Annotated in this window: 18 protein-coding genes; 3 read left to right on the top strand and 15 right to left on the bottom strand. The window is 59.6% G+C overall.

Annotated features, from left to right (window positions below):
- Position 1: 1 nt before the first annotated feature.
- From AA098_RS07545 to mtnA, 13 genes are all read right to left on the bottom strand, one after another.
- Complete coding sequence (locus AA098_RS07545) at positions 2 to 1,003, bottom strand: hypothetical protein (RefSeq protein ID WP_064614014.1); 1,002 nt, start codon at positions 1,001 to 1,003, stop codon at positions 2 to 4.
- 48 nt (positions 1,004 to 1,051) lie between these two features.
- Positions 1,052 to 2,302: an oligosaccharide flippase family protein gene (locus tag AA098_RS07540; protein ID WP_064614013.1), complete on the bottom strand. Its 1,251-nt coding sequence runs from the start codon at positions 2,300 to 2,302 to the stop codon at positions 1,052 to 1,054.
- A 48-nt stretch (positions 2,303 to 2,350) separates the two neighbouring features.
- Complete coding sequence (locus AA098_RS07535) at positions 2,351 to 3,394, bottom strand: Wzz/FepE/Etk N-terminal domain-containing protein (RefSeq protein ID WP_064614012.1); 1,044 nt, start codon at positions 3,392 to 3,394, stop codon at positions 2,351 to 2,353.
- Positions 3,395 to 3,787: 393 nt separating this feature from the next.
- The gene (locus AA098_RS07530) at positions 3,788 to 5,221 is read right to left on the bottom strand and encodes an MBL fold metallo-hydrolase (protein ID WP_064614011.1); all 1,434 of its coding nucleotides are present in this window, start codon (positions 5,219 to 5,221) and stop codon (positions 3,788 to 3,790) included.
- A gap of 102 nt (positions 5,222 to 5,323) precedes the next feature.
- On the bottom strand, positions 5,324 to 5,587 hold the full coding sequence (locus AA098_RS07525; RefSeq protein ID WP_003252676.1) for a lipopolysaccharide assembly protein LapA domain-containing protein: 264 nt from the start codon (positions 5,585 to 5,587) through the stop codon (positions 5,324 to 5,326).
- A 21-nt stretch (positions 5,588 to 5,608) separates the two neighbouring features.
- Positions 5,609 to 5,905, bottom strand: a complete 297-nt coding sequence (gene ihfB, locus AA098_RS07520; protein ID WP_003252675.1) for an integration host factor subunit beta — start codon at positions 5,903 to 5,905, stop codon at positions 5,609 to 5,611.
- A gap of 603 nt (positions 5,906 to 6,508) precedes the next feature.
- Complete coding sequence (gene rpsA / locus AA098_RS07515) at positions 6,509 to 8,185, bottom strand: 30S ribosomal protein S1 (protein WP_003252673.1); 1,677 nt, start codon at positions 8,183 to 8,185, stop codon at positions 6,509 to 6,511.
- 124 nt (positions 8,186 to 8,309) lie between these two features.
- Positions 8,310 to 8,987 (bottom strand): (d)CMP kinase, encoded by a 678-nt coding sequence (cmk, locus tag AA098_RS07510; protein ID WP_003252672.1) that lies wholly within the window; start codon positions 8,985 to 8,987, stop codon positions 8,310 to 8,312.
- A gap of 5 nt (positions 8,988 to 8,992) precedes the next feature.
- Positions 8,993 to 11,200: a bifunctional prephenate dehydrogenase/3-phosphoshikimate 1-carboxyvinyltransferase gene (locus AA098_RS07505; protein WP_033725821.1), complete on the bottom strand. Its 2,208-nt coding sequence runs from the start codon at positions 11,198 to 11,200 to the stop codon at positions 8,993 to 8,995.
- Positions 11,201 to 11,391: 191 nt separating this feature from the next.
- Complete coding sequence (gene pheA, locus AA098_RS07500) at positions 11,392 to 12,486, bottom strand: prephenate dehydratase (protein WP_004575796.1); 1,095 nt, start codon at positions 12,484 to 12,486, stop codon at positions 11,392 to 11,394.
- 1 nt (position 12,487) lies between these two features.
- Positions 12,488 to 13,573, bottom strand: a complete 1,086-nt coding sequence (gene serC / locus AA098_RS07495; protein ID WP_003252667.1) for a 3-phosphoserine/phosphohydroxythreonine transaminase — start codon at positions 13,571 to 13,573, stop codon at positions 12,488 to 12,490.
- A 147-nt stretch (positions 13,574 to 13,720) separates the two neighbouring features.
- The gene (gene gyrA / locus AA098_RS07490; protein WP_003252665.1) at positions 13,721 to 16,492 is read right to left on the bottom strand and encodes a DNA gyrase subunit A; all 2,772 of its coding nucleotides are present in this window, start codon (positions 16,490 to 16,492) and stop codon (positions 13,721 to 13,723) included.
- Between the two features lie 362 nt (positions 16,493 to 16,854).
- Positions 16,855 to 17,931, bottom strand: a complete 1,077-nt coding sequence (gene mtnA, locus AA098_RS07485; RefSeq protein WP_004575797.1) for an S-methyl-5-thioribose-1-phosphate isomerase — start codon at positions 17,929 to 17,931, stop codon at positions 16,855 to 16,857.
- Between the two features lie 110 nt (positions 17,932 to 18,041).
- Between mtnA and ubiG the strand changes: the two genes are divergently transcribed.
- From ubiG to AA098_RS07470, 3 genes are all read left to right on the top strand, one after another.
- On the top strand, positions 18,042 to 18,740 hold the full coding sequence (gene ubiG / locus AA098_RS07480) for a bifunctional 2-polyprenyl-6-hydroxyphenol methylase/3-demethylubiquinol 3-O-methyltransferase UbiG (RefSeq protein ID WP_003252662.1): 699 nt from the start codon (positions 18,042 to 18,044) through the stop codon (positions 18,738 to 18,740).
- A 2-nt stretch (positions 18,741 to 18,742) separates the two neighbouring features.
- Positions 18,743 to 19,414: an N-acetylmuramic acid 6-phosphate phosphatase MupP gene (gene mupP, locus AA098_RS07475; RefSeq protein WP_003252659.1), complete on the top strand. Its 672-nt coding sequence runs from the start codon at positions 18,743 to 18,745 to the stop codon at positions 19,412 to 19,414.
- A gap of 156 nt (positions 19,415 to 19,570) precedes the next feature.
- Positions 19,571 to 20,311, top strand: coding sequence for a YciK family oxidoreductase (locus AA098_RS07470; RefSeq protein WP_003252656.1), 741 nt, complete (start codon positions 19,571 to 19,573; stop codon positions 20,309 to 20,311).
- Between the two features lie 105 nt (positions 20,312 to 20,416).
- Here AA098_RS07470 and AA098_RS07465 read toward each other — a convergent pair whose 3' ends face one another.
- On the bottom strand, positions 20,417 to 21,202 hold the full coding sequence (locus AA098_RS07465) for a TenA family transcriptional regulator (protein WP_003252654.1): 786 nt from the start codon (positions 21,200 to 21,202) through the stop codon (positions 20,417 to 20,419).
- A 30-nt stretch (positions 21,203 to 21,232) separates the two neighbouring features.
- Complete coding sequence (locus AA098_RS07460) at positions 21,233 to 23,689, bottom strand: EAL domain-containing protein (RefSeq protein WP_003252652.1); 2,457 nt, start codon at positions 23,687 to 23,689, stop codon at positions 21,233 to 21,235.
- Between the last annotated feature and the right edge of the window lie 218 nt (positions 23,690 to 23,907).

The following is a 23,907-nucleotide window of genomic DNA, read 5'->3' as shown; positions in this document are numbered from 1 at the left end:
CTCAGGCAAACTTGCTCTTTAAGTAACCAAGAATACTTTCTGTCTTACGAATACCAAGCAGTTTTCGAACAGCGCGGGAAAGCCTTGATTTTGCGGAGAAAAACTTCGGGTGGAGAATGATTTTGGCAACGGCAACCTCAAAGGCATCATCAACCAACAATGCCTTCGGATGCCTTAACGGAAACTCCATAGGCCGTGTTGGCAAACCGCAGAATCGCTCGGTCATTACATCCTCCATTGATGTGCCGCCGTGCGTCGAATGATTATCTACTCCAATATTGGTAATCTGATTGTACGCCGGAACAATGCCGTACAAATTGTGGGCACGAATGGAAAAACTCATTTGGTAGTCCCATGAATAGAACCGTCCAGTCTTGGCCTTGGCATCCAATTCATACTCAACATTGTACCGATCCTGATAGTAGAGCTTCTCGTATAGATATTCCTTACGAATACGATCACGCACATAGGGGTCTTGCCACAGGGCAAGCTCACCGTCATAGAAGGGTATGAACTTACTCGCCCATGACGCCCAACCACATGGCATCATGTTCTTGGTAAATACATAACTGGAACCATCTTGTGGCGCATACGTCTTTAAATAGTTTGTACCGCAGATCCACAAGACTCGCGTATCGTTTTCGTATCTTTTTAATAGCTCTTTGCAGAACTGAAAAAAGGTAATCTCCGGAAAATTATCGTCTTCCAAAAAAATGGCAAACGGCTCTCGCTGCAGCACCCACTTGGCGCCGCCAGCAATATTTTCGTAAACACCAACGTTCTGAGCCTCATATTTTTTTACGACTTCGCACTCCCAGGTAATGGCGCGCTCAATCGCGTCACGACACTCAGCTACCTGACTCCGCTCGTCGTCGGTTCGCCCACCATCAGAGAGCAGGTAAAGACGCGCAGGAGCGATTTTGGCAAGCTGCTTGATGATTTCCAGGGGTTTGTCGATGCGCTTGAACAAGAACAAAGCCACCGGAACGTCGAATCTTTCCATAAAATCGCCTACCTTTCACTTCTTGACCGGGCGTCAAATCCAGACAACCTATTGATATTCAGGCACTTTTTTTACAAGACTGTAGCTGTATGCGATCTCAAGCATGGCTGAGCTCACCAAACCGAGCACAACAGAACTTATATCCCAATGGACGCTCAAGTAAAGCGCACAAAAGCAATAGAATGAGATGATCGAAACGATCTGATTTTTTAGCACAAGACTATAACACTGGTTTGGCACATAGATAAAATAAATATGACTACCGACAATGAGGTAGGTCAAGATACTGATGCTGAGCAGGATCGATAGGTAATAGGCCTGCTCCATGCCTGGCGGCGCAATAAACGCCACCACCCAATACCCACCAACCACAACCGACAAGATGCACAGCAGGCCGACGCCGAGCTCAATCTTTATAATCTTGTTAATCAATTCACGTCGTGCACTGCGAATCAGAGCAGGGAACAATGCCGCATTAATATTTGACGCCAACAGGCTCGGCACCGAAAAAATCTTGTTCGCAAGGTCATAGATCGCAACCTCTCGCATACCGAAGAGACTACCAATAATAATTTCAATACTTTTCTGCTTAAATGTGTTGGCCGCTGTAGACCAGAAAAACGGCTGCACCTCCAACAACAATGCCATTACCTCCTTACCAGCCGGAAACGCAGGGCGCTCGCACCCCCGACTTGCAACTAGAAATGCCAGCAGGCTGGCAAGCACGTTGACCCCGACAGTAATCGCAGTGTAAAACACTACGTCTCCTTCTTGGGTAACTAGCAGAAAGATTAACGGCAACGACAACAGCTTCAACACCAGCTGAATAGTCGTCAACACCTTCATCTTCTGCATACCATGGAAGTACCACTGCGGCAGGAGCACACTGGACAATACATTGGCATAGGCCAGGGCAAACACCTGCCAATGCTCACGCATAAACTCGAAAACCATCATCAGCAGCAAGAATATTGCCGTGGCGACACAGACTAACCAGCTTTTGGCCAACAACACGCGAGCCATCAGGCTGCCATGCCCGAGTTTGTTATCTTGCTCAAGCGATACTAGCTTTGCTGCATGAATATCGAAGCCAAAATTCACAAGCACCATGAAATACATGGCGACACCGGATGCAAATACATACAGCCCAAAATTTTCTACCCCAAGCCGATGAATAACATAGGGATAGATGAGGAGGTAAAAGAAAGAGTTCATGACCTGCAATGCCGTCATATGCAGGTAATTACTAACCACTTTCAGGTTGTTTTTATAAAGTATTTTAACCTGACTCAAGTTCAATTTACGCCCCTTTTACCACATCAGCCAGCACCTGAGCCAAGCCATTCGTTAAGCAAATCGCTCTTTCTTTCCACGCACGAAAAACCGAATCAGCGCAATGAATATTCCCAGACCTAACCCCAGCAAGAGCCCACCGAATACAATCAACAACTTTCTTGGCTTAATGGGTTGATCGGGCAACGCAAGCACGCCATCTCGCCGATAAACACGAAAGGCATCCTCGTTCACATTAAAGTTTCGATAAAATGCCATACGCTCTTCAAGCTGACGCAAGTCATCAATATAGGGGTCGTCCGAGTTACGCTTCTCCATATTATCTATTTCGGCCTGAATAGCATCACTGCCACGCATATATGCGAGATCTCCATCCATTCGCGCCGATAACTCCGAAGCACTCCCCGTAATGATAGGAGGCTTCTTTAAGCCCACAGCCAAGGCAATTGCCAGCGCTTCTCTCAACTTACTCAGCCGATCCTCCCGTTCCTTGCGCGCCACCTCACGTTTGCCAGAGATCTCTCTATCCAACATGACGGCACGCAAGGAAGCATCTGAAACGGCATTTTTCACCAACTCGTTCTTGGTCATTTCAGCGGCGGTATCCGCCAGTGCATCTGCCCACTTAACCGCTACCGCTGGCTCAGAATAAGAGACGCTGATTACATAGCGTGCAGCCGCATCATCACCTGCTTTTCTGATTACAAACGAGCGAGAAAATTGACTGAACATTACATTCTGAGACATCGTTTTTTCGCTTTCAGGAAGCGAGGGAAGATAAATCTCTTCAAACACTTGGCGTCGCGCATTTTCCGAATATAGCAATCGCGCATATAAATCATATACATCTCTAACGGAAATTAACGGTAGGCCAACTGCTTCACCGCGCCCATAATTAATGGCAGAAATATCGTTATGAGAAGGCGCAACGATTGCAAGATCAGCCTGATAAATAGGCTGGCGCGTAAAAGCATAAATTACTGCCAACAACAACAATGCGATCGCTAATCCGAGTATCAAAACCTTTTGTTCTAACAAGCTTTTGAATAGCTCGCTTAGATCAACTTCCTCGCCACCACGGTATCGCTCGCTAGCCATTCGATTGTTTTCCTTATTTTCACTTGCACTGCTGCATTCGCCCCTCCCCAACCACCTAGCCAGCAACCAAAAAAACGAGGGGTAAATAAACACAACGGATGTCGAACAGCATCCGCAGGGGGGGAAATTTTACTACCCCAAAAGTGCTGCACGAGGTACTCCTCATACCAGCAAGCTCTTCAGCGCTAGGATATCCCATACGAAAGCAATAGCAAGAGTGACGGCAATGCACCTCCATACAAATGCGAATAAATGTCAATTGAACAGCCTTGGATTTTGACTATACAATCAATATAAAATCTGGTAGCCCGTTTTCAGGACGGTCGTTTAGGCTTGAAGTAGAGATCGCTCGGCTCCAAAAGTTCCGGCGAAAAATGTCATTAGTATGCTCTACTATTTTGGTATACCAACTTCCAATGCGACGCTCGAAGCAGCAGCGCTGCTGCGCAATGACTGTAGTAGTTGCCGCTTGGCCCTTGCCTCACCATGAACAAGTAATACTCGTCTTGCAGGTGACTGCCCCTGCAAAGCGAAGCGCACGAGCCCAAGCTGATCTGCATGCCCTGCAAAGCCAGCGATAGTCATGATCTTAAGCCGTACCTCATACATCCGCCCATCCAGATCAACCTGCACAAAGCCTTGCGCTCCTTCGCTAGCCTGTATCACCGCCCCCGGCGTCCCCTTAGCCTGGTACCCCACAAACATCACCTCATGCCGCGAATCCCCCAGCATGGCCTTGAGGTAATTGACGATGCGCCCACCCGAACACATGCCATTGCCGGCAATCACGATCGCCGGTCGCCCAGTGCTCTTGAGGTAATTGACCACCTGCTGGTGGCGGGCATGGGTGTCCACACTGATCAGTTGGCTGAAGCCAAGTGGATCGCGCCCTGCTGCAACACGCGCCCTGGCTTCTGCATTCCAGTATTCGTGCAGCTCCCGGTACACGCGGGTGATGCGCTGAGCCAAGGGCGAATCGAGGATGATGGGCAACTGTGACCAGTCGATTGGCTCACCGTCCGGAGCCGGACCGGTAGTGTTCAGTAGGGCTTTGCGGTGCAGAATGTCTTCCAGCTCGTACAGCAGCTCCTGCGTACGACCAAGACTGAATGCGGGAATCAGGAGGGTGCCCTTGTCGGCGAGGGCTCGGTCGATGGCGTCCTCCAGCCGCTGACGGCGGTCGCCTGCCCGTGGGTGCAGGCGGTCGCCGTAGGTGCTTTCCAGCACCAGTACATCGGCACGCTCCGGAGGTTGCACCGGGCGCAGCAGCGGGTTGCCACAAGCGCCCAGGTCACCAGAAAACACATACCGGGCGTTGGTGTGCTCATGCTGCATATCACACTCGACATAAGCGGAACCCAGCAAATGCCCTGCACGCTGCAGGCGAATACGGCAGGCAAGACCAGGGTACTCAACCACCGTGTGCCACTGCTCAAAGGGCAGCGGCACGATCAGGTCACGGATGAAGTCGAGATAGCGCGCCACCTGCGCAGGCTCGCTGCTGATGCTCAGCTTGTAGGCGTCTTCCAGTACCAGCGGCAGCAGCCGGGCCGAGGGCTCGCTGCACAGGATAGGGCCACGGTAACCCGCTGCCAGCAGCGCAGGGATGCGCCCAACATGGTCGAGATGGACATGGGTGATGACCAGGGCCTGAATACCCTGGATATCAAAAGCGAGGGGGGCGGATTCTGCACCGGGCGGCGCATCACTTCCCTGCTCCAGCCCGCAGTCGACCAGCAAACTGGTGGATGGGCCGAGGTGCAGCTGGTGACAGGACCCGGTGACACCCCGGGTACCACCGTGATGGGAAAGGCTGGGATATTCCATGCTGCGCACACTCGCCTGGACCGAAAATGAAGTGGGCTATTACTCCATGACAGCCGACGCATGCATAGGTGAACCTTTCTTTAATAGGTGTAGGAAATTTCCTTAGTTGCCGTTCAGTGCCGCCTGACGGGCAGAAGCCCTGATCTTGCGCTTGCTGCGCTGCACGCCGTAAGCCCCCAGCAATGGCCCGACCGCCAGGCCAATGACCAAGGCAGCCAATACCAGAACAGCAACCGGCATGGCTGGCGTAGCCCAACCGAACAGGACCAATGACACGGCTTGCTGGTTCTCCAGCACGAAGAACAGCACCACAGCCGCCAACAGCAGCACGAACACTGCCGCCAGGGCGCGCTTGAGGTTACGCATCAGAATTCTCTCCTTGGTAGATCAGGCTTCAGCCTCGTCTTCTTCATTGACCCGATCACGCAGCTCTTTGCCGGGTTTGAAGTGCGGCACGAACTTGCCTTCGAGGCTGACCGACTGGCCGGTCTTCGGGTTACGGCCCACGCGGGGGGCGCGATAGTGTAGCGAGAAGCTGCCAAAACCGCGGATCTCGATGCGATCGCCGGTAGCCAGGCATTGCGACATCTGCTCAAGCATGGTCTTGATGGCCAGCTCCACATCCTTGGACGAGAGCAGCCCCTGATGGGTGACAATACGTTCGATCAGCTCCGACTTCGTCATATTTTTCCCTTCGTTATCAAGCAGCTAGATCATTGCTTAACCAGTTTGTAGCACGCTGGGAAGGATTTGAACAGGGTGGATCTTGACTTAATAAAAAAATTCAAGATTGAAGTAATTCAAGAATGGTCTACCACTCAGGCAGGCCAGCGCTGCCTGATTCGCGGGCAAGCCCGCTCCTACAACGGGGCGTGTCAGCCTGAGGCGAGTGTGATCCAGCGCCATCGATGTAGGAGCGGGTTTACCCGCGAACACCGGCGAAGCCGGTGCCATCCACCGCGCTGCCTGATTCGCGGGCAAGCCCGCTCCTACAACGGGGCGTGTCGGCCTGAGGCGAGTGTGATCCAGCGCCATCGGTGTAGGAGCGGGTTTACCCGCGAACACCGGCGAAGCCGGTGCCATCCACCGCGCCGCCTGATTCGCGGGCAAGCCCGCTCCTACAACGGGGTGCGTCGGCCTGAGGCGAGTGTGATCCAGCGCCATCGGTGTAGGAGCGGGTTTACCCGCGAACACCGGCGAAGCCGGTGCCATCCACCGCGCCGCCTGGTTGCGGAGCATAAAAAAAGGGCGACCCGAGGGTCGCCCTTTTTACCGATCAAACAGAACTCAGTTCTGCTTGGCCATTGCTTCGCGCAGCAGCGCAGCCATGGTGGTGTCGGCAGCAGCTTCCGGAGCGTTTTTCAGGCTCTGGATAGCTTCGCGCTCTTCAGCGTCGTCTTTCGATTTGATCGACAGGCTGATAACGCGGGACTTGCGGTCAACGCTGATGATCTTGGCTTCGATCTCTTCGCCTTCCTTCAGAACGTTACGCGCGTCTTCAACGCGGTCACGGCTGATTTCGGAAGCTTTCAGAGTGGCTTCGATGTCGTCGGCCAGGGTGACGATGGCGCCTTTGGCGTCAACTTCTTTCACGATGCCCTTGACGATAGCGCCCTTGTCATTGACAGCAACGAAGTTGGAGAACGGATCGTCTTCCAGCTGCTTGATGCCCAGGGAGATGCGCTCGCGCTCTGGGTCAACCGACAGGATGACAGTTTCCAGCTCGTCGCCCTTCTTGAAACGACGCACGGCTTCTTCGCCGGTTTCGTTCCAGGAGATGTCGGACAGGTGAACCAGGCCGTCGATGCCGCCGTCCAGACCAATGAAGATACCGAAGTCGGTGATCGACTTGATGGTACCGGTGATCTTGTCACCCTTGTTGAACTGGCCGGAGAAGTCTTCCCATGGGTTGGACTTGCACTGCTTGATGCCCAGGGAGATACGACGACGCTCTTCGTCGATGTCCAGAACCATGACTTCCACTTCGTCGCCAACCTGAACGACTTTCGACGGGTGGATGTTCTTGTTGGTCCAGTCCATTTCGGAAACGTGTACCAGACCTTCAACGCCTTCTTCCAGCTCAGCGAAGCAGCCGTAGTCGGTCAGGTTGGTAACGCGAGCCTGTACGCGAGTACCTTCTGGGTAACGGGCAGTGATAGCTACCCACGGATCTTCGCCCATCTGCTTCAGACCCAGCGAAACGCGGTTGCGCTCACGGTCGAACTTCAGAACGCGTACGTCGACTTCGTCGCCAACGTTAACGATTTCCGATGGGTGCTTGATGCGCTTCCAAGCCATGTCGGTGATGTGCAGCAGGCCGTCGATACCGCCCAGGTCCACGAATGCGCCGTAGTCGGTGAGGTTCTTGACGATACCTTTGACTTGCTGGCCTTCCTGCAGGGTTTCCAGCAGGGCTTCGCGCTCGGCGCTGTTCTCGGCTTCCAGCACGCTGCGACGGGAAACGACAACGTTGTTGCGCTTCTGGTCCAGCTTGATGACCTTGAATTCCAGCTCTTTGCCTTCCAGGTGGGTGGTGTCGCGCACTGGGCGGACATCAACCAGGGAGCCCGGCAGGAACGCACGGATGCCGTTAACGTCGACAGTGAAGCCGCCCTTAACCTTACCGTTGATAACGCCCTTGACCACTTCTTCGGCGGCGAAAGCTGCTTCCAGAACAATCCAGCACTCGGCGCGCTTGGCTTTTTCACGGGACAGCTTGGTTTCGCCAAAGCCGTCTTCGACCGCGTCCAGCGCAACGTGAACTTCGTCACCGACCTTGATGGTCAGCTCGCCAGCTTCGTTGTAGAACTGCTCGAGCGGGATGACGCCCTCGGACTTCAGGCCAGCGTGTACGGTAACCCAGTCGCCGTCGATGTCGACAACGATACCGGTGATGATCGCACCCGGCTGAAGATTGAGGGTTTTCAGGCTTTCTTCAAAGAGTTCTGCAAAGCTTTCGCTCATTTTAATTCCTGTAGATTCGGGCGAAACAGACGCCCATAACCACATTCCAGACAATGTGGGTTCGTTTTAAGTAAAGGAAAGCCGGCAGGACGTTGACTGGTGCCCCTGCCTGCTTTCCTGGCTATCAGATAAGGTCGCGCTGGGCGATCTCGCTTCTGATACGTTGCAACACCTGCTCGATGGACAACTCGGTAGAGTCCAACTGAATGGCATCGGCCGCTGGCTTCAGCGGGGCCACTGCACGTTGGGTGTCACGCTCATCACGCGCACGAATCTCATCCAGCAGACTCGACAGACTAACATCTTCACCCTTGCCCTTCAACTGCAGGTAGCGGCGACGTGCGCGCTCCTCCGCGCTGGCGGTGAGGAAGACCTTCAATGGCGCATCCGGGAACACCACGGTACCCATGTCGCGACCGTCAGCAATCAGCCCCGGCACTTCGCGGAACTCACGCTGACGCACCAGCAGCGCATCACGCACTGCCGGCAACGAGGCCACCATCGATGCACCAGCACCGACGGTTTCGGTACGGATGACGTTGCTGACGTCCTCACCCTCAAGGATGATCTGTTGCAGCTTACCGGGCTCGGCAGCAATGAACTGCACATCCAGATGGGCGGCAAGTTTGGTCAGCAGCTCTTCGTTGGTCAGGTCGACGCCATGGTTGCTGGCATTGAATGCCAGCAAGCGATACAGCGCGCCGGAGTCCAGCAGCTTCCAGCCCAGCTCGCGGGCAATCAGCCCAGCGACCGTGCCCTTGCCCGAGCCGCTTGGCCCGTCGATGGTGATAACCGGTGCCATTGAATTCACGACTTGCCCTCTTCTGCCACGCGAATCCCCACTTCGGCGCACAGCGCCAGGAAGTTGGGGAACGAGGTGGCGACGTTGGCGCAGTCGTGAATGCGAATTGGCGCACTGGCGCGCAGCGAAGCCACGCTGAAGGCCATGGCGATGCGGTGGTCACCATGCCCATGCACTTCGCCGCCGCCCAACTGGCCGCCGTCGATGATGATACCGTCCGGGGTCGGCTCGCATTTGATGCCCAAGGTGGTGAGGCCATCGGCCATCACCTGGATGCGATCGGACTCCTTCACCCGTAGCTCTTCGGCGCCACGCAGCACGGTACGCCCTTCAGCGCAGGCAGCGGCCACGAACAATACCGGGAATTCGTCGATGGCCAGCGGCACCAACGCTTCAGGAATGTCGATACCCTTCAGCTTGGCACCGCGCACACGCAGGTCGGCCACGGGTTCGCCGCCCACTTCACGCTGGTTTTCCAGGGTGATGTCGCCGCCCATCAGGCGCAGGATGTCGATCACGCCGGTACGGGTCGGGTTGATGCCGACATGCTCCAGCACCAACTCGGAGCCTTCAGCGATAGAGGCTGCGACCAGGAAGAACGCTGCCGAGGAAATGTCAGCCGGCACTTCGATCCGGGTAGCGGTCAGCTTGCCACCGGACTGCAGCGAGGCCACCGGGCCATGGCTGTCGACCGAGTAGCCAAAACCGCGCAGCATGCGCTCGGTGTGGTCACGGGTAGGTGCAGGCTCAGTGACAGTGGTCTTGCCTTCGGCGTACAGGCCGGCCAGCAGCAGGCAGGATTTGACCTGGGCGCTAGCCATCGGCAGCGTGTAGGTCAGCCCTTTGAGCTTGTGGCCACCGCGGATGGTCAGCGGCGGACGGCCGTCCGGGCCGGTCTCGACCACAGCACCCATTTCGCGCAGCGGGTTGGCCACACGGTTCATCGGGCGCTTGGACAGCGAGGCGTCGCCGGTCATGGTGACATCGAACGACTGACCGGCCAACAGGCCCGACAGCAGGCGCATCGAAGTACCGGAGTTACCTACGTACAGCGGCCCAGGTGGCGGCTTGAGGCCATGCAGGCCCACGCCGTGAATGGTCACACGACCGTGGTTGGGGCCTTCGATGACCACACCCATGTCACGGAATGCCTGCAGGGTCGCCAGCGCATCTTCGCCTTCGAGGAAGCCTTCGACCTCGGTAGTACCTTCGGCCAGCGAGCCGAGCATGATCGAGCGATGGGAAATCGACTTGTCGCCCGGTACACGGATCCGCCCGTTCAGGCGGCCACCCGGTTGGGCCTGGAAAATCAGATCGTTGGCGTTCATAGCGTCCACATAGGCCCGGCGGGCCAGGATTTTACTGAAATGCTCGCGGGCAACCCGTGCGCGGGTGAATACACCCAGCAGTTGGTGCCCATCCCCTTCAGCGATCGCGTCGCGCAGGGCGTCGAGATCGCTGCGATATGTATCAAGCGTGCGCAGGACAGCGTCGCGGTTGGCGAGGAAGATGTCATGCCACATGGTCGGATCGCTGCCGGCGATTCTTGTGAAATCGCGGAATCCACCCGCAGCGTACCGGAAGATCTCGAGGTTTTCATTGCGTTTGGCCAGTGAGTCGACCAGGCCAAAGGCCAGCAGATGTGGCAGATGGCTGGTGGCGGCCAGTACTTCGTCATGGCGCTCGACCGACATGTGCTCCACATCGGCATCCAGCGCACGCCACAGGCGGTCAACCAGGGCCAGCGCGGCGGGGTCGGTTTCGGCCAGCGGCGTGAGGATGACCTTGTGCCGGCGGAACAAGGTGGCATTGGAGGCTTCTACCCCGCTCTGCTCGGAACCGGCAATGGGGTGGCCCGGGACGAAGCGCGGCAGGCGATCACCGAAGACGGCACGCGCTTCCCGCACAACGTTGCCCTTGGCGCTGCCGACGTCGGTGATGATTGCATCACCCAGGTCGAGCTGGGCCAGGCGCGCGAGGACTTTCTCCATGGCCAGGATCGGTACGGCCAGCTGAATGACATCGGCGCCCACGCAAGCGGCGGCGAGGTCTTCTTCGCAGCGGTCGACCACGCCCAGGGCCACGGCCTGCTTGCGCGAGGGGGCATCCAGGTCGACACCGACCACTTCGCGGCACAGGCCGCTTTCACGCAGGCCCTTGGCGAACGAGCCGCCGATCAGGCCCAGGCCGACCACGACCAGGCGGTCGATGATAGGTGCGGGTTTGGTTTTTGCTGCATTTACCACTGGTGCGAACCCTGTTCTGAAATCTGGACAGCCGGTAAGAGCCATTGGGGCTGCTTTGCAGCCCATCGCGACGCAAGGCCGCTCCCACAATGCGCTACACCTGTGTGGGAGCGGCCTTGTGTCGCGATGGGGCGCGAAGCGGCCCCAACAACCTCAGATCAAAGCACCGCCTTCGGATACGAGCCCAGCACCTTCAGCGCCACAGCCTCCTGGCTGATCTGCTCGAGCACCGCCTTGATCAGCGGGTCGCGGTGGTGACCGACGAAATCGATGAAGAACACGTAGGTCCACTTGCCGCTGCGCGACGGGCGGGTCTCGATGCGGGTCAGGTCGATGCCGTTCTGATAGAACGGCACCAGCAACTCATGCAACGCACCTGGCTTGTTGCTCATCGAAACGATGATCGAGGTCTTGTCGTCGCCGGTCGGCGGTACTTCCTGGCTACCAATCATCAGGAAGCGCGTGGAGTTGTCCGGGCGGTCTTCGATCTTCTCGGCCAGACGGGTCAGGCCGTACAGGTTGGCCGCCATATCGCCGGCGATCGCCGCCGAATTCCACTCACCCTTGACCCGCTTGGCCGCTTCGGCATTGCTCGATACGGCCACGCGCTCCACGTTCGGGTAGTGCGCGTCCAGCCACTTTCGGCACTGGGCCAGCGACTGGGCGTGGGAGTAGATGCGGGTGATGCTGTCGGTCTTGGTGTTCTCGCCCACCAGCAGGTGGTGGTGGATACGCAGCTCGACTTCACCGCAAATCACCATGTCATGCTCGAGGAAGCTGTCCAGGGTGTGGCTGACCGCACCTTCAGTGGAGTTTTCCACCGGCACCACACCGAAGTTGACGGCACCGGCCGCCACTTCACGGAACACTTCATCGATGGCCGCCATCGGCCGACTGATCACCGCGTGGCCGAAGTGCTTCATGGCCGCCGCCTGGGTGAAGGTGCCTTCAGGGCCGAGGTAGGCGATTTTCAGCGGCTCTTCCAGGGCCAGGCACGACGACATGATTTCGCGGAACAGCCGCGCCATCTCTTCGTTGCCCAGCGGGCCCTTGTTGCGCTCCATCACGCGCTTGAGCACCGCAGCTTCACGCTCAGGACGGTAGAACACCGGCTTCTCGCCTTCCTTCAGCGAGGCCGTCTTGACCCGGGCTACTTCTTCGGCGCAGCGGGCGCGGTCGCTGATCAGCTCGAGGATTTTCTCGTCGAGGCTGTCGATGCGCACGCGCAGCGCCTTGAGCTCCTGTTCGGACATGTCAGCCATGCTCCTTCTCGAATTCAGCCATGTAGCCGACCAGCGCTTCTACCGCTTCCAGCCCCAGGGCGTTGTAGATGGAGGCGCGCATGCCGCCCACCGAACGGTGGCCCTTGAGGTTGAGCAGGCCACGCGCATCGGCGCCAGCGAGGAAGGCCTTGTCCAGGCGCTCGTCAGCCAGGCGGAACGGCACGTTCATCCACGAACGGGCGTTGACGCTGATTGGGTTGGTGTAGAACTCGCTGCGGTCGATGAACCCGTAAAGGCGCTCTTTCTTGGCACGGTTGCGCTGCTCCATGGCCTCAACACCGCCCTGCTCTTTCAGCCACTCGAAGACCAGGCCAGAGAGGTACCAGGAGTAGGTGGCCGGGGTGTTGTACATCGACCCGTTGTCAGCCGAAACCTTGTAGTCGAGCATGGTCGGGCAGCTGCTGCGGGCATGACCCAACAGGTCTTCGCGCACGATCACGACCACCAGGCCGCTTGGGCCGATATTCTTCTGCGCGCCGGCGTAGATCAGGCCGAACTGCGACACATCGATCGGGCGCGAGAGGATGTCGGACGACATATCGACCACCAACGGCACGTCACCGGTTTGCGGCACCCAGTCAAACTGCAGGCCACCGATGGTCTCGTTGGACGCATAGTGCACGTAGGCAGCGTTTTTGGTCAGGTTCCACTCGTTCTGGCCGGGGATGGCCAGGTAGTCGTAAGGCTTGGCAGTGGCGGCGACGTTGACGTTGCCGAAGCGGCGCGCTTCCTCGATGGCCTTTTTCGACCAGATACCGGTTTCGATGTAATCGGCCGTGCCGTTTTCCGGCAGCAGGTTCAGCGGGATTTCAGCGAACTGCTGGCTGGCGCCCCCTTGCAGGAACAGCACCTTGTAATTGGAGGGGACGGACAGCAGGTCACGCAGGTCCTGCTCGGCCTTTTCGGCGATGGCCACGTAATCGTCGCTGCGATGGCTCATTTCCATCACCGACAACCCCTTGCCACGCCAGTCCAGCATCTCGGCCTGTGCGCGCTGCAGGACAGCGTCAGGAAGCGCGGCAGGGCCTGCGCAGAAGTTAAAGGCTCGTTTGCTCACATCCACTCTCGCTCTGCCAAATAGAACAAAATCGTAATTCGGTGGCCACATTCCATGCAGGATCGGTGGCGCCTGCATCGCGGGCAAGCCCGCTCCTACACAGTCAAACGGGGCGACCTTGGTCGCCCCGCTCGGGTTTACGCTCGCTTACTCTTGCGGGGCCTCGTCGGCACCCGCAGCTTCTTCATTTTCATTGTCTGGCGCTGCAGCCTCGACACCCTCCTCGTCCGTCTCGATCACTTCATCGAGCTCGTCCTCGGATGGCTCCTGGATACGCTCCAGGCCCACCAGTGTCTCATCGGCCGCCAGCTTGATCAGCGTAACACCCTGGGTGTTGCGGCTCAGGCTGGACACCTCGCCAACCCGGGTGCGAACCAGCGTGCCCTGGTCGGAAATCAGCATGATCTCCTCGCCTTCCTGCACCTGGATAGCCCCAATCAGCAGGCCGTTGCGCCCCTTGGTACCCATGGCGATCACACCCTGGCCACCACGGCCGCGACGCGGGAACTTGGACAGCGGGGTGCGCTTGCCAAAGCCACGCTCGGAGGCGGTGAGGATCTGCGAGCCGGACTCCGGGATCAGCATCGAGATGATCCGCTGGCCTTTGCCCAGTTTCATGCCGCGAACACCACGGGCGTTGCGACCCATTTCACGCACGACGCTCTCGGCAAAGCGAATGACCTTGCCAGCGTCGGAGAACATCATGACTTCCTTGGCGCCATCGGTGATGGCCGCGGCAATCAGAGTGTCGCCTTCCTTCAGCTTCAGGGCGATCAGGCCGTTGGAGCGCGGACGGGCGAACTGCACCAGCGGGGTCTTCTTGACGGTACCGGACGCGGTCGCCATGAAGATGTACGCGCCGGTCGGCTCTGCAACCCACTCCGGGGTGTCGCCGTCTTCTTCGTCGACTTCCTCGGCCTCCACCAGCTCACCCTCGAGCACGGTGTCATCAGCCTCGTCCAGTTCTTCGTCGAGGTCGGCATTCTGCTGCAGCGCTTCGAGGTCGATCTGCAGCATGGCGGTGATGCGCTCACCCTCCTCCAGCGGCAGCAGGTTGACCAGCGGACGACCGCGGGCAGCGCGGGACGCTTCGGGGATTTCGTAGGTCTTCTTCCAGTACACCTTGCCCTTGCTGGAGAACAGCAACAGGGTGGCATGGCTGTTGGCGACCAGCAGGTGCTCGATGTAGTCCTCGTCCTTCACGCCGGTCGCCGACTTGCCTTTGCCGCCGCGGCGCTGGGCCTGGTAGGCGGACAATGGCTGGGTCTTGGCATAACCACCATGGGAGATGGTGACCACGCGCTCTTCTTCCGGGATCATGTCGCCGTAGTTGAGGTCGTGGCTGGCATTGAGGATTTCGGTGCGGCGCACATCGCCGTACTCGGCACGGATGGCCTCCAGCTCCTCGCGAATCACTTCCATCAGGCGCTCGGCGCTGCTGAGGATGCGGATCAACTCGCCGATCTGCTCGAGGATTTCCTGGTACTCGGCCAGCAGTTTCTCGTGCTCCAGGCCGGTCAGGCGGTGCAGGCGCAGGTCGAGAATGGCCTGGGCCTGTTCCGGCGACAGGAAGTACTTGCCGTCATGCAGGCCGTACTGCTCCGGCAGGTCCTCAGGGCGGCAGGCGTCGGCGCCGGCGCGCTCGACCATGACCTGCACGGCACTGGATTCCCACGGCGTCGAAACCAGGGCTTCCTTGGCTTCGGACGGCGTCGGCGAGGCCTTGATCAGGGCAATGACCGGGTCGATGTTGGACAGCGCGACCGCCTGGCCTTCAAGGATATGGCCGCGTTCACGGGCCTTGCGCAGCTCGAATACAGTACGGCGGGTCACCACTTCACGGCGGTGGCGGACGAACGCTTCGAGCAGGTCCTTGAGGTTGAGCAGGCGCGGACGGCCGTCGACCAGGGCCACCACGTTGATGCCGAATACGCTCTGCAGCTGGGTTTGCTGGTAGAGGTTGTTGAGCACCACCTCCGGCACCTCGCCGCGACGCAGCTCGATGACGATGCGCATGCCGTCCTTGTCGGACTCGTCGCGCAGCTCGGTGATGCCTTCGATCTTCTTCTCTTTGACCAGCTCGGCGATCTTTTCGATCAGGCGCGCCTTGTTCAGCTGGTACGGCAGCTCGGTGATCACGATCTGCTGGCGGCCGCCAACCTTGTCGATGTCTTCGATCTCGGAGCGGGCGCGCATGTAGATGCGGCCACGGCCGGTGCGATAGGCCTCGATGATGCCCTGGCGACCGTTGATGATGCCGGCAGTCGGGAAGTCCGGGCCAGGGATGAACTGCATCAGTTCATCGATGGTGACTTCCGGGTTGTCGATGAGCGCCAGGCAGCCATCGATGACCTCACCGAGGTTGTGCGGCGGAATATTGGTCGCCATGCCCACGGCAATACCGCTGGAGCCGTTGACCAGCAGGTTGGGAATACGCGTCGGCATGACCGCCGGGATCTGCTCGGTGCCGTCGTAGTTGGGCACCCAGTCGACGGTTTCCTTGTGCAGGTCGGCCAGCAGCTCGTGGGCCAGCTTGGTCATGCGCACTTCGGTGTATCGCATGGCGGCAGCGTTGTCGCCGTCCACCGAACCGAAGTTGCCCTGGCCGTCGACCAGCAGGTAGCGCAACGAGAACGGCTGGGCCATACGCACGATGGTGTCGTAGACCGCAGTGTCGCCGTGCGGGTGGTACTTACCGATCACGTCACCGACCACACGGGCGGATTTCTTGTACGGCTTGTTCCAGTCGTTGCCCAGTTCGCTCATCGCATAGAGAACGCGGCGATGCACGGGCTTCAAGCCGTCACGCGCATCGGGCAGCGCTCGCCCGACAATCACGCTCATCGCGTAGTCGAGGTAAGACTGTCTCAGTTCGTCTTCGATATTGACCGGGAGGATTTCTTTGGCCAGTTCGCCCATGAGAAGCCTGATTCCTTTTTCTGGTGAAACTTCGCAGCTCCATCAAGGGCCGAACGAAGCTCGCCGCCGCAGCGCATAAGGGTGCGACGACTTACGACAAATCAATGAGTTGTGCCATGGATCTGCGCAATGAAGGCCGCCACTTTGGGCGGTCTTGGAAACTGCCGGATATTATCACAAAGGCGGGGGCGGTGGGGAGATCTGTACGGCAGTGCACGGTCATTGTGGGAGCGGCCTTGTGTCGCGATAGGGCTGCACAGCAGCCCCGGCAATTTTTGCTTCTTCGCCGACATCCCGGGGCCGCTTTGCGGCCCTATCGCGACGCAAGGCCGCTCCCACAAAGCACGCGTTCTACCGGGGTATCAGTGCAGGCGCTTGCGGCAAATCAACTGGGCCAGTTTGGCGGTATCCGGGCGCTCGACAACACCCCGTTCGGTCACGATAACGTCAATCAGGTCGGCCGGGGTCACGTCGAACACCGGGTTGAATACCTGCACATCCCGTACCGCAGGGGCACCGCCAAAGTCCAGCCACTCGTCGGCGTCACGCTCTTCCAGGGGAATATCCTCGCCGGTTGCCAGGTTCAGGTCGATGCTGGTGCTCGGCGCCACCACCATGAAGCGCACACCATGGTGCATGGCGCTGACCGCCAACTGGTAGGTGCCGATCTTGCTGGCCACGTCGCCATTGGCAGCGATGCAGTCCGCGCCCACCACCACCCAGGTGATGCCCTTGGTCTTCATCAGATGCGCCAGCGCCGAGTCGGCGCACAGGGTCACCGGAATTCCCTCGTTGGCCAGCTCCCAGGCCGTCAGGCGCGAGCCCTGCAGCCAAGGGCGAGTCTCACCGGCATAAACCCGCTCGACCATGCCTTCCAGGTAGCCGGCACGGATCACCCCCAGTGCGGTGCCAAAGCCGCCACTGGCAAGGGCGCCGGCGTTGCCGAAGGTGAGCAGGGCCTGGGCATTGCCCTGATGACGACGGATCAGCTCGATACCCTGCTGGGCCATGGTCAGGTTGGCCTCACGGTCGCTTTCGTGAATGGCCACCGCTTCGGCCTCCAGCGCCGCCAGAACGTCTTCTTCCGGACGCAGGCGCAGCAGACGCTCGCGCATGCGGTTAAGCGCCCAGAACAAGTTGGCGGCGGTAGGACGCGCTTCGGCGAGGGTGAGAAAGTCGTCTTCCAGTTCCATTTCCCAATCGCCGCCTTCGGCCAGCCGCTCTTCAAGGGCCAGCACCAGGCCGTAAGCTGCGGCAATACCGATCGCCGAGGCGCCGCGCACTGCCATGTCACGGATGGCTGCGGCCACCTGCGCAACATTGTCGCAGGCCAGCCAACGCTCCTCCGACGGCAGCAGGCGCTGGTCGAGCAGGTGCAAGGCGCCGCCCTGCCAGCGGATCGCGGTCACCTTCTCCGCCGCCAAAAGTCGCTCGCGCATCGCCTCTCCCCGTCATTCGGATATCAAAAACCGGCGATTATAGCGACCCTCGCGGCCAAGCGCTCGGGTATACTCCGGCGCAATTTTGCGAAGTTTCAGAGGACTGTTCAATGAGCAACGTCGACCGCGCCGAAATCGCCAAGTTCGAAGCGCTGGCCCACCGCTGGTGGGACCGCGAAAGCGAGTTCAAGCCGCTGCACGAAATCAACCCGCTGCGCGTCAACTGGATCGACGAGCGCGTCAGCCTGGCCGGCAAGAAAGTGCTGGACGTGGGTTGCGGTGGCGGCATCCTCAGCGAAGCCATGGCCCTGCGCGGCGCCACGGTCACCGGTATCGACATGGGCGAGGCGCCACTGGCGGTGGCTCAGCTGCACCAGCTGGAGTCCGGCGTGCAGGTGGAATACCGGCAGATCACCGCCGAAGCCCTGGCCGAGGAAATGCCCGAACAGTTCGACGTGGTCACCTGCCTGGAAATGCTCGAGCACGTGCCCGACCCGTCTTCGGTGATCCGCGCCTGCTACCGCATGGTCAAGCCGGGCGGCCAGGTGTTCTTCTCCACCATCAACCGCAACCCCAAGGCCTACCTGCTGGCCATCGTCGGCGCCGAGTACATCCTGAAGATGCTGCCGCGCGGCACCCATGACTTCAAGAAATTCATCCGCCCGTCCGAGCTGGGCGCCTGGAGCCGCGATGCAGGCCTGCAGGTGAAGGACATCATCGGCCTCACCTACAACCCGCTGACCAAGCACTACAAGCTCAACAGCGACGTCGACGTCAACTACATGATCCAGACCCTGCGCGAGGAATAAGCATGCGTTTGCGAGCAGTACTCTTCGACATGGACGGCACCTTGCTGGACACGGCGCCGGACTTCATCGCCATTTGCCAGGCCATGCTCGCCGACCGCGGGCTGCCGGCCGTTGACGACAACCTGATCCGTGGCGTGATCTCGGGTGGCGCCCGCGCCATGGTCGCCACTGCGTTCGCCATGGACCCGGAGGCTGACGGCTTCGAGGCCCTGCGCCTGGAATTCCTCGAGCGTTACCAGCGCGACTGCGCGGTGCACAGCAAGCTGTTCGAGGGCATGGCCGAGCTGCTGGCCGACATCGAGAAAGGCAACCTGCTGTGGGGCGTCGTCACCAACAAGCCGGTGCGCTTCGCCGAGCCGATCATGCAGCAGCTGGGCCTGGCCGAGCGTTCGGCGTTGCTGATCTGCCCGGACCACGTGAAAAACAGCAAACCCGACCCCGAGCCGCTGATCCTGGCCTGCAAGACGCTGAACCTGGACCCGGCGAGTGTGCTGTTCGTCGGCGACGACCTGCGCGACATCGAGTCTGGCCGCGACGCAGGTACCCGCACGGCGGCGGTGCGCTACGGCTATATTCATCCAGAGGACAACCCCAACAACTGGGGTGCCGACGTGGTGGTGGACCACCCACTGGAACTGCGCAAAGTGATCGACAGCGCGCTGTGCGGCTGCTGAACCCAGACCGATGACCGGGCACCGTCTCTTTGTAGGAGCGGGTTCACCCGCGAATGCGCCAGCCCAGACAACACTGGCGCCTGATCGGACGCATTCGCGGGTAAACCCGCTCCTACAATATGCCCGGCCGCCCACACGAACTCGAAGGACAGAACCATGTTCGACTACACCGCCCGCCCCGACCTGCTGCAAGGCCGGGTCATCCTGGTTACCGGTGCCGGCCGTGGCATTGGTGCCGCGGCTGCCAAGGCTTATGCCGCACTGGGTGCCACCGTGCTGCTGCTGGGCAAGACCGAGGCCAACCTGAACGAGGTCTACGACCAGATCGAAGCCGCCGGCCACCCGCAGCCGGTGGTCATCCCGTTCAACCTGGAAACCGCCCTGCCACACCAGTACGACGAGCTGGCGGCCATGATCGAAGGCCAGTTCGGCCGCCTCGATGGCCTGCTCAACAATGCGTCGATCATCGGCCCGCGCACGCCGCTGGAGCAGCTGTCGGGCGACAACTTCATGCGCGTGATGCACATCAACGTCAATGCCACCTTCATGCTCACCAGCACCCTGCTGCCGCTGCTGAAGCTGTCGGAGGACGCTTCGGTGGTGTTCACCAGCAGCAGCGTCGGGCGCAAGGGCCGGGCTTACTGGGGCGCCTATGGCGTGTCGAAGTTCGCCACCGAAGGCCTGATGCAGACCTTGGCCGATGAACTGGAAGGCGTGGCGCCGGTGCGCGCCAACAGCATCAACCCAGGCGCCACGCGCACGGCAATGCGGGCCCAGGCCTACCCTGGCGAGAACCCGCAGAACAACCCGCTGCCCGAAGAGATCATGCCGGTGTACCTGTACCTGATGGGGCCAGACAGCACAGGGGTGAACGGGCAGGCGTTCAACGCCCAATGATGTTTTGCCTGTACCGGCCCTTTCGCGGGTGAACCCGCCCTACAGGGGATCGCATAACCCGGTAGGAGCGGGTTCACCCGCGAAGAGGCCGGTGCAAGCGAACGATCAGCCCGCAGCCAACGCCGGTCGCATACGGCCTTGCTGGCGCCCTTCCAGCTGCATGCAGCGTTCCAGGAACAGGAACATGCAGTCGTAGCTCTTGCAAATAGCCCTGCGCAGTTCGTTGCGCAACCCCAGGGTGGGGTTCTCACCGGCCAGGGTACAGATGATTTCCAGCGCCTCCCACGGGTGCGCATCGTCATACTGGGCATGCATCTTCAGCCACTTCATCGCCCGCTTGCGCCCTTCTTCAGGGAACCCCTGCGCATAGGTGTCAGTCGAGCACACCACCGCCGACCATTCACCGGTCGCGCCTTCGATGGCGTAGTTGGTCGCCGCCATGGAAATGGCCAGGTTCTCGGTGGCGCACACCCGCCAGCACCAGTCGTTCAGGCCGTTCAGCTCGGGCGGCACCTCTTGCGCCTGCAACTCGTGCAGGTGCACACCGTGCGCCTGGCACCAATTCACCCAGTAGTCGGCATGGTTGAGCTCGACGCGGATGTTGCGCATCAGCCAGCGCCGCGCCATGTCCTCGCCCTGATGCCGGCCATAGCGGGTCTTGGTCAAGTTATGCGCCATGTACAACGAAAACTGCTCCACCACCGGCCAGCCACCGATCAAGTACTGACGGATGGTCGATTGCTTCAGCTGGCCATCGCGCAGACGTGCATAAAACTCATGCTCAACCACCCGGCGCTTGCTCTCGCGGCAGTCTTCAATCAGTTGCTGGGCCCATTGGGGGTAACTGGCGGGGTCCATCAAAGGCCCGATACGAACGAATGCGTCAATCACTTTCAGCTCCTTGATCCTTGTGATTTCCAACTAGCGAAACGTGCCAGGTGCTCGCTGCAACAGAGGCCGGGCGGCGATCCGTTGGCGCTGCAGACTGTCACAGGTGAACACCTGGGGGCGTTCGATCAGGTAGCCCTGGGCGTAATCCACGCCTATTTCCTGCAAGGCCTGCTCGATCAAGGGTGTTTCGACGAACTCGGCGATCGTGCGCTTACCCATCACATGGCCGATATGGTTGATGACCTCGACCATGGCCCGGTTGACCGGGTCGTCGAGCATGTCCTTGACGAAACTCCCGTCAATCTTCAGGTAGTCCACGGGCAAATGCTTGAGATAGGCGAACGAGGACATGCCGGCGCAAAAATCATCCAGCGAGAAACGGCAACCTAGCCCTTTCAACTCATTGATGAAGCGAATGGCGCTGCCTAGGTTGGCAATGGCGCTGGTTTCGGTAATTTCGAAACAGATCATTCGCGGCGGAATGGCGTATTCGACGAACAACCGCTGGAGGTATTCAAGGAACTTGTCGTCGCCAATGCTGGACCCTGACAGGTTGATGGCACAAGTCGACAACGGCCCTTCACGCCCTTCTTCCAGGCACTGGCGTATGACCATGAACACATTGCGTACCACCCAGCGGTCCAGCGCGGTCATCAGGCCGTAGCGCTCGGCCGCCGGGATGAAGCTGCTGGGCAGGATGGTGCGGCCGCTTTCGTCGTGCAGGCGCAACAGAATTTCGATATGGCCCGGGCCCTCGAAGGTTTTGAGCGGGGCGATTTCCTGGGCGTAGAGGCAAAAGCGGTTTTCTTCCAAGGCCACATGCAGGCGCTGGATCCAGGCCATTTCGCCAAAACGCATGGACAGCTCGCTGTCGTCGGCGTGGTACACCTGTACACGGTTTCGGCCCTTTTCCTTGGCCATGTAGCAGGCCATGTCGGCGGCGCGCAGCGAAGCCTCCAGGGTACCGGGGGCCTGGGCCATGTGCACCAGGCCAATGCTGACCGTGGTCACGAACGGCCGCCCTTTCCATACGAAGTGCAGGCTCTGCACCATCTGGCGCAATTGTTCGCCAATGCGCTCGGCCTGGTCGGGCGGGCAGTTTTCCAGCAGCACGCCAAACTCATCGCCGCCCAGCCGCGCCAGCGTATCGCCCTCACGCAGGCCGGACTGCAGCACCGCGCAGATATGCCGCAGCAACTCATCGCCGGCAGCGTGGCCACAGGTGTCGTTGACCAGCTTGAACTGGTCGAGGTCGAGGAACATCAGCGAATGCCGCCCGGCCTGACGCGCCAGGTCGTTGAGCGCCTGCTCCAGGCGGTACTCGAACTCGCGGCGGTTGGCCAGCCCGGTCAGGGCGTCGTGGGTTGCCTGCCAGGACAGATTGGCGATGTACTGGCGTTCCTGGGTCATATCGTGCAGCACCAGCACGATGCCACTGACCTGGCCGTCATTGACGATCGGCGAGCCTACCAGGTTGATCGACACGGTACTGCCGTCCAGGCGCTGGATCAGCCGGGCATGCTCGGAGCCGCCCTTGAGGCTGCCGCTGAGCACCTGTTCGACCAAGCTGCGCCCGTCCTCCTCGGCGTGTTCGTCCACCAGGCTGAACAGCGCCGACAGCGGCAGGCCCTGCGCCTGCCCGGATTGCCAGTGGGTCAATTGCTCGGCGGCCGGGTTCATGTAGCCGATACTGCCTTCGACATCGGTGGTGATCACCGCATCCCCGATGGCCTGCAGGGTAATCTGCGCACGCTCTTTTTCTTCCTGCAGGGCGCTGGCAAAGGCTTGGCGCTGGGCCAACAGCTTGCTGGAGCGGCGCCAGGCAATGGCGATCAGGAACATCGCGGTCAGCAGGTTGGTGATCAGCAGCACCCGCAGCAACATGCGCGAGCCTTCGCCCAAGGCATCACTGAACGCCTTGGCCGCCGGGGTCACGCCTTCGTTGATGGCGACAATGCGGGCCTTCCAGTCGCTGACGGTGTCGGCATCCACCGGGCCATCGGCAAAACGCTGGCGCATTTCACCGGCCAGTACATCCAGCTTGGCCAGATAGTCGTCACCGATGTCCCAGTAATCGATGGCTGTCTGCATATAGCTGACATGGCGAAAGTTGCGGTAGAACCAGATGATCCGCTCGACATCGTCAGGGTGGTTGCCACCTTGCAGAACCGCCTGTCGCGCGGCGTCCAGATCAGGGCTGGGGTGGTCGAGCACTTCGCGCAGACGATGGTCACCCTGCGGTACGGTAATGGCCTGGCGATAGCGTTGGTAGGTGCTGTCGTCCTGCGTCTCGCCGTACAGACTGAGGTAATAGATGGCATCTTTCTGCGCCTTGGACCACAGGCTTTCGCCCGCGACATAGGCGCGCACGGCCGAGAGCGTATAAAGGCTAAGGCTGCCCAACGCCACCTGAAGGACCACGACGGCGATGAAAGGCCATGTGATGCCGAGCAACTTTGGCGCTTCGAGTGTGCGATTTCCCTTCATGGAGTCCCTGTCACAGAGCAGATAAGGCGTAAATCGACCCAGACAAGCACAGCGTAGGCCATTTGCCATCGCTGTGAAGGGGATTTTTATGACAAGGAATCGAGGAATTTGTACAGCGTATGCGCTGGCCATTGTAGGAGCGGGTTTACCCGCGAAGAAGACACCGCGGTGGATGGCACGGGCTTCGCCCGTGTTCGCGGGCAAGCCCGCTCCCACAG

This window comes from Pseudomonas sp. JY-Q, assembly GCF_001655295.1.
GTDB lineage: Bacteria > Pseudomonadota > Gammaproteobacteria > Pseudomonadales > Pseudomonadaceae > Aquipseudomonas > Aquipseudomonas alloputida.
This window is presented reverse-complemented; position numbering and strand designations above follow the sequence as displayed.

Coding starts and splice junctions, on each gene's coding strand:
- AA098_RS07460 (WP_003252652.1), bottom strand. CDS start 23,689: ATGAAGGGAAATCGCACACTCGAAGCGCCAAAGTTGCTCGGCATCACA.
- ubiG (WP_003252662.1), top strand. CDS start 18,042: ATGAGCAACGTCGACCGCGCCGAAATCGCCAAGTTCGAAGCGCTGGCC.
- ihfB (WP_003252675.1), bottom strand. CDS start 5,905: ATGACGAAGTCGGAGCTGATCGAACGTATTGTCACCCATCAGGGGCTG.
- AA098_RS07530 (WP_064614011.1), bottom strand. CDS start 5,221: ATGGAATATCCCAGCCTTTCCCATCACGGTGGTACCCGGGGTGTCACC.
- AA098_RS07525 (WP_003252676.1), bottom strand. CDS start 5,587: ATGCGTAACCTCAAGCGCGCCCTGGCGGCAGTGTTCGTGCTGCTGTTG.
- AA098_RS07470 (WP_003252656.1), top strand. CDS start 19,571: ATGTTCGACTACACCGCCCGCCCCGACCTGCTGCAAGGCCGGGTCATC.
- mupP (WP_003252659.1), top strand. CDS start 18,743: ATGCGTTTGCGAGCAGTACTCTTCGACATGGACGGCACCTTGCTGGAC.
- cmk (WP_003252672.1), bottom strand. CDS start 8,987: ATGGCACCGGTTATCACCATCGACGGGCCAAGCGGCTCGGGCAAGGGC.
- AA098_RS07535 (WP_064614012.1), bottom strand. CDS start 3,394: ATGGCTAGCGAGCGATACCGTGGTGGCGAGGAAGTTGATCTAAGCGAG.
- AA098_RS07545 (WP_064614014.1), bottom strand. CDS start 1,003: ATGGAAAGATTCGACGTTCCGGTGGCTTTGTTCTTGTTCAAGCGCATC.
- pheA (WP_004575796.1), bottom strand. CDS start 12,486: ATGTCCGAACAGGAGCTCAAGGCGCTGCGCGTGCGCATCGACAGCCTC.
- mtnA (WP_004575797.1), bottom strand. CDS start 17,931: ATGCGCGAGCGACTTTTGGCGGCGGAGAAGGTGACCGCGATCCGCTGG.
- rpsA (WP_003252673.1), bottom strand. CDS start 8,185: ATGAGCGAAAGCTTTGCAGAACTCTTTGAAGAAAGCCTGAAAACCCTC.
- gyrA (WP_003252665.1), bottom strand. CDS start 16,492: ATGGGCGAACTGGCCAAAGAAATCCTCCCGGTCAATATCGAAGACGAA.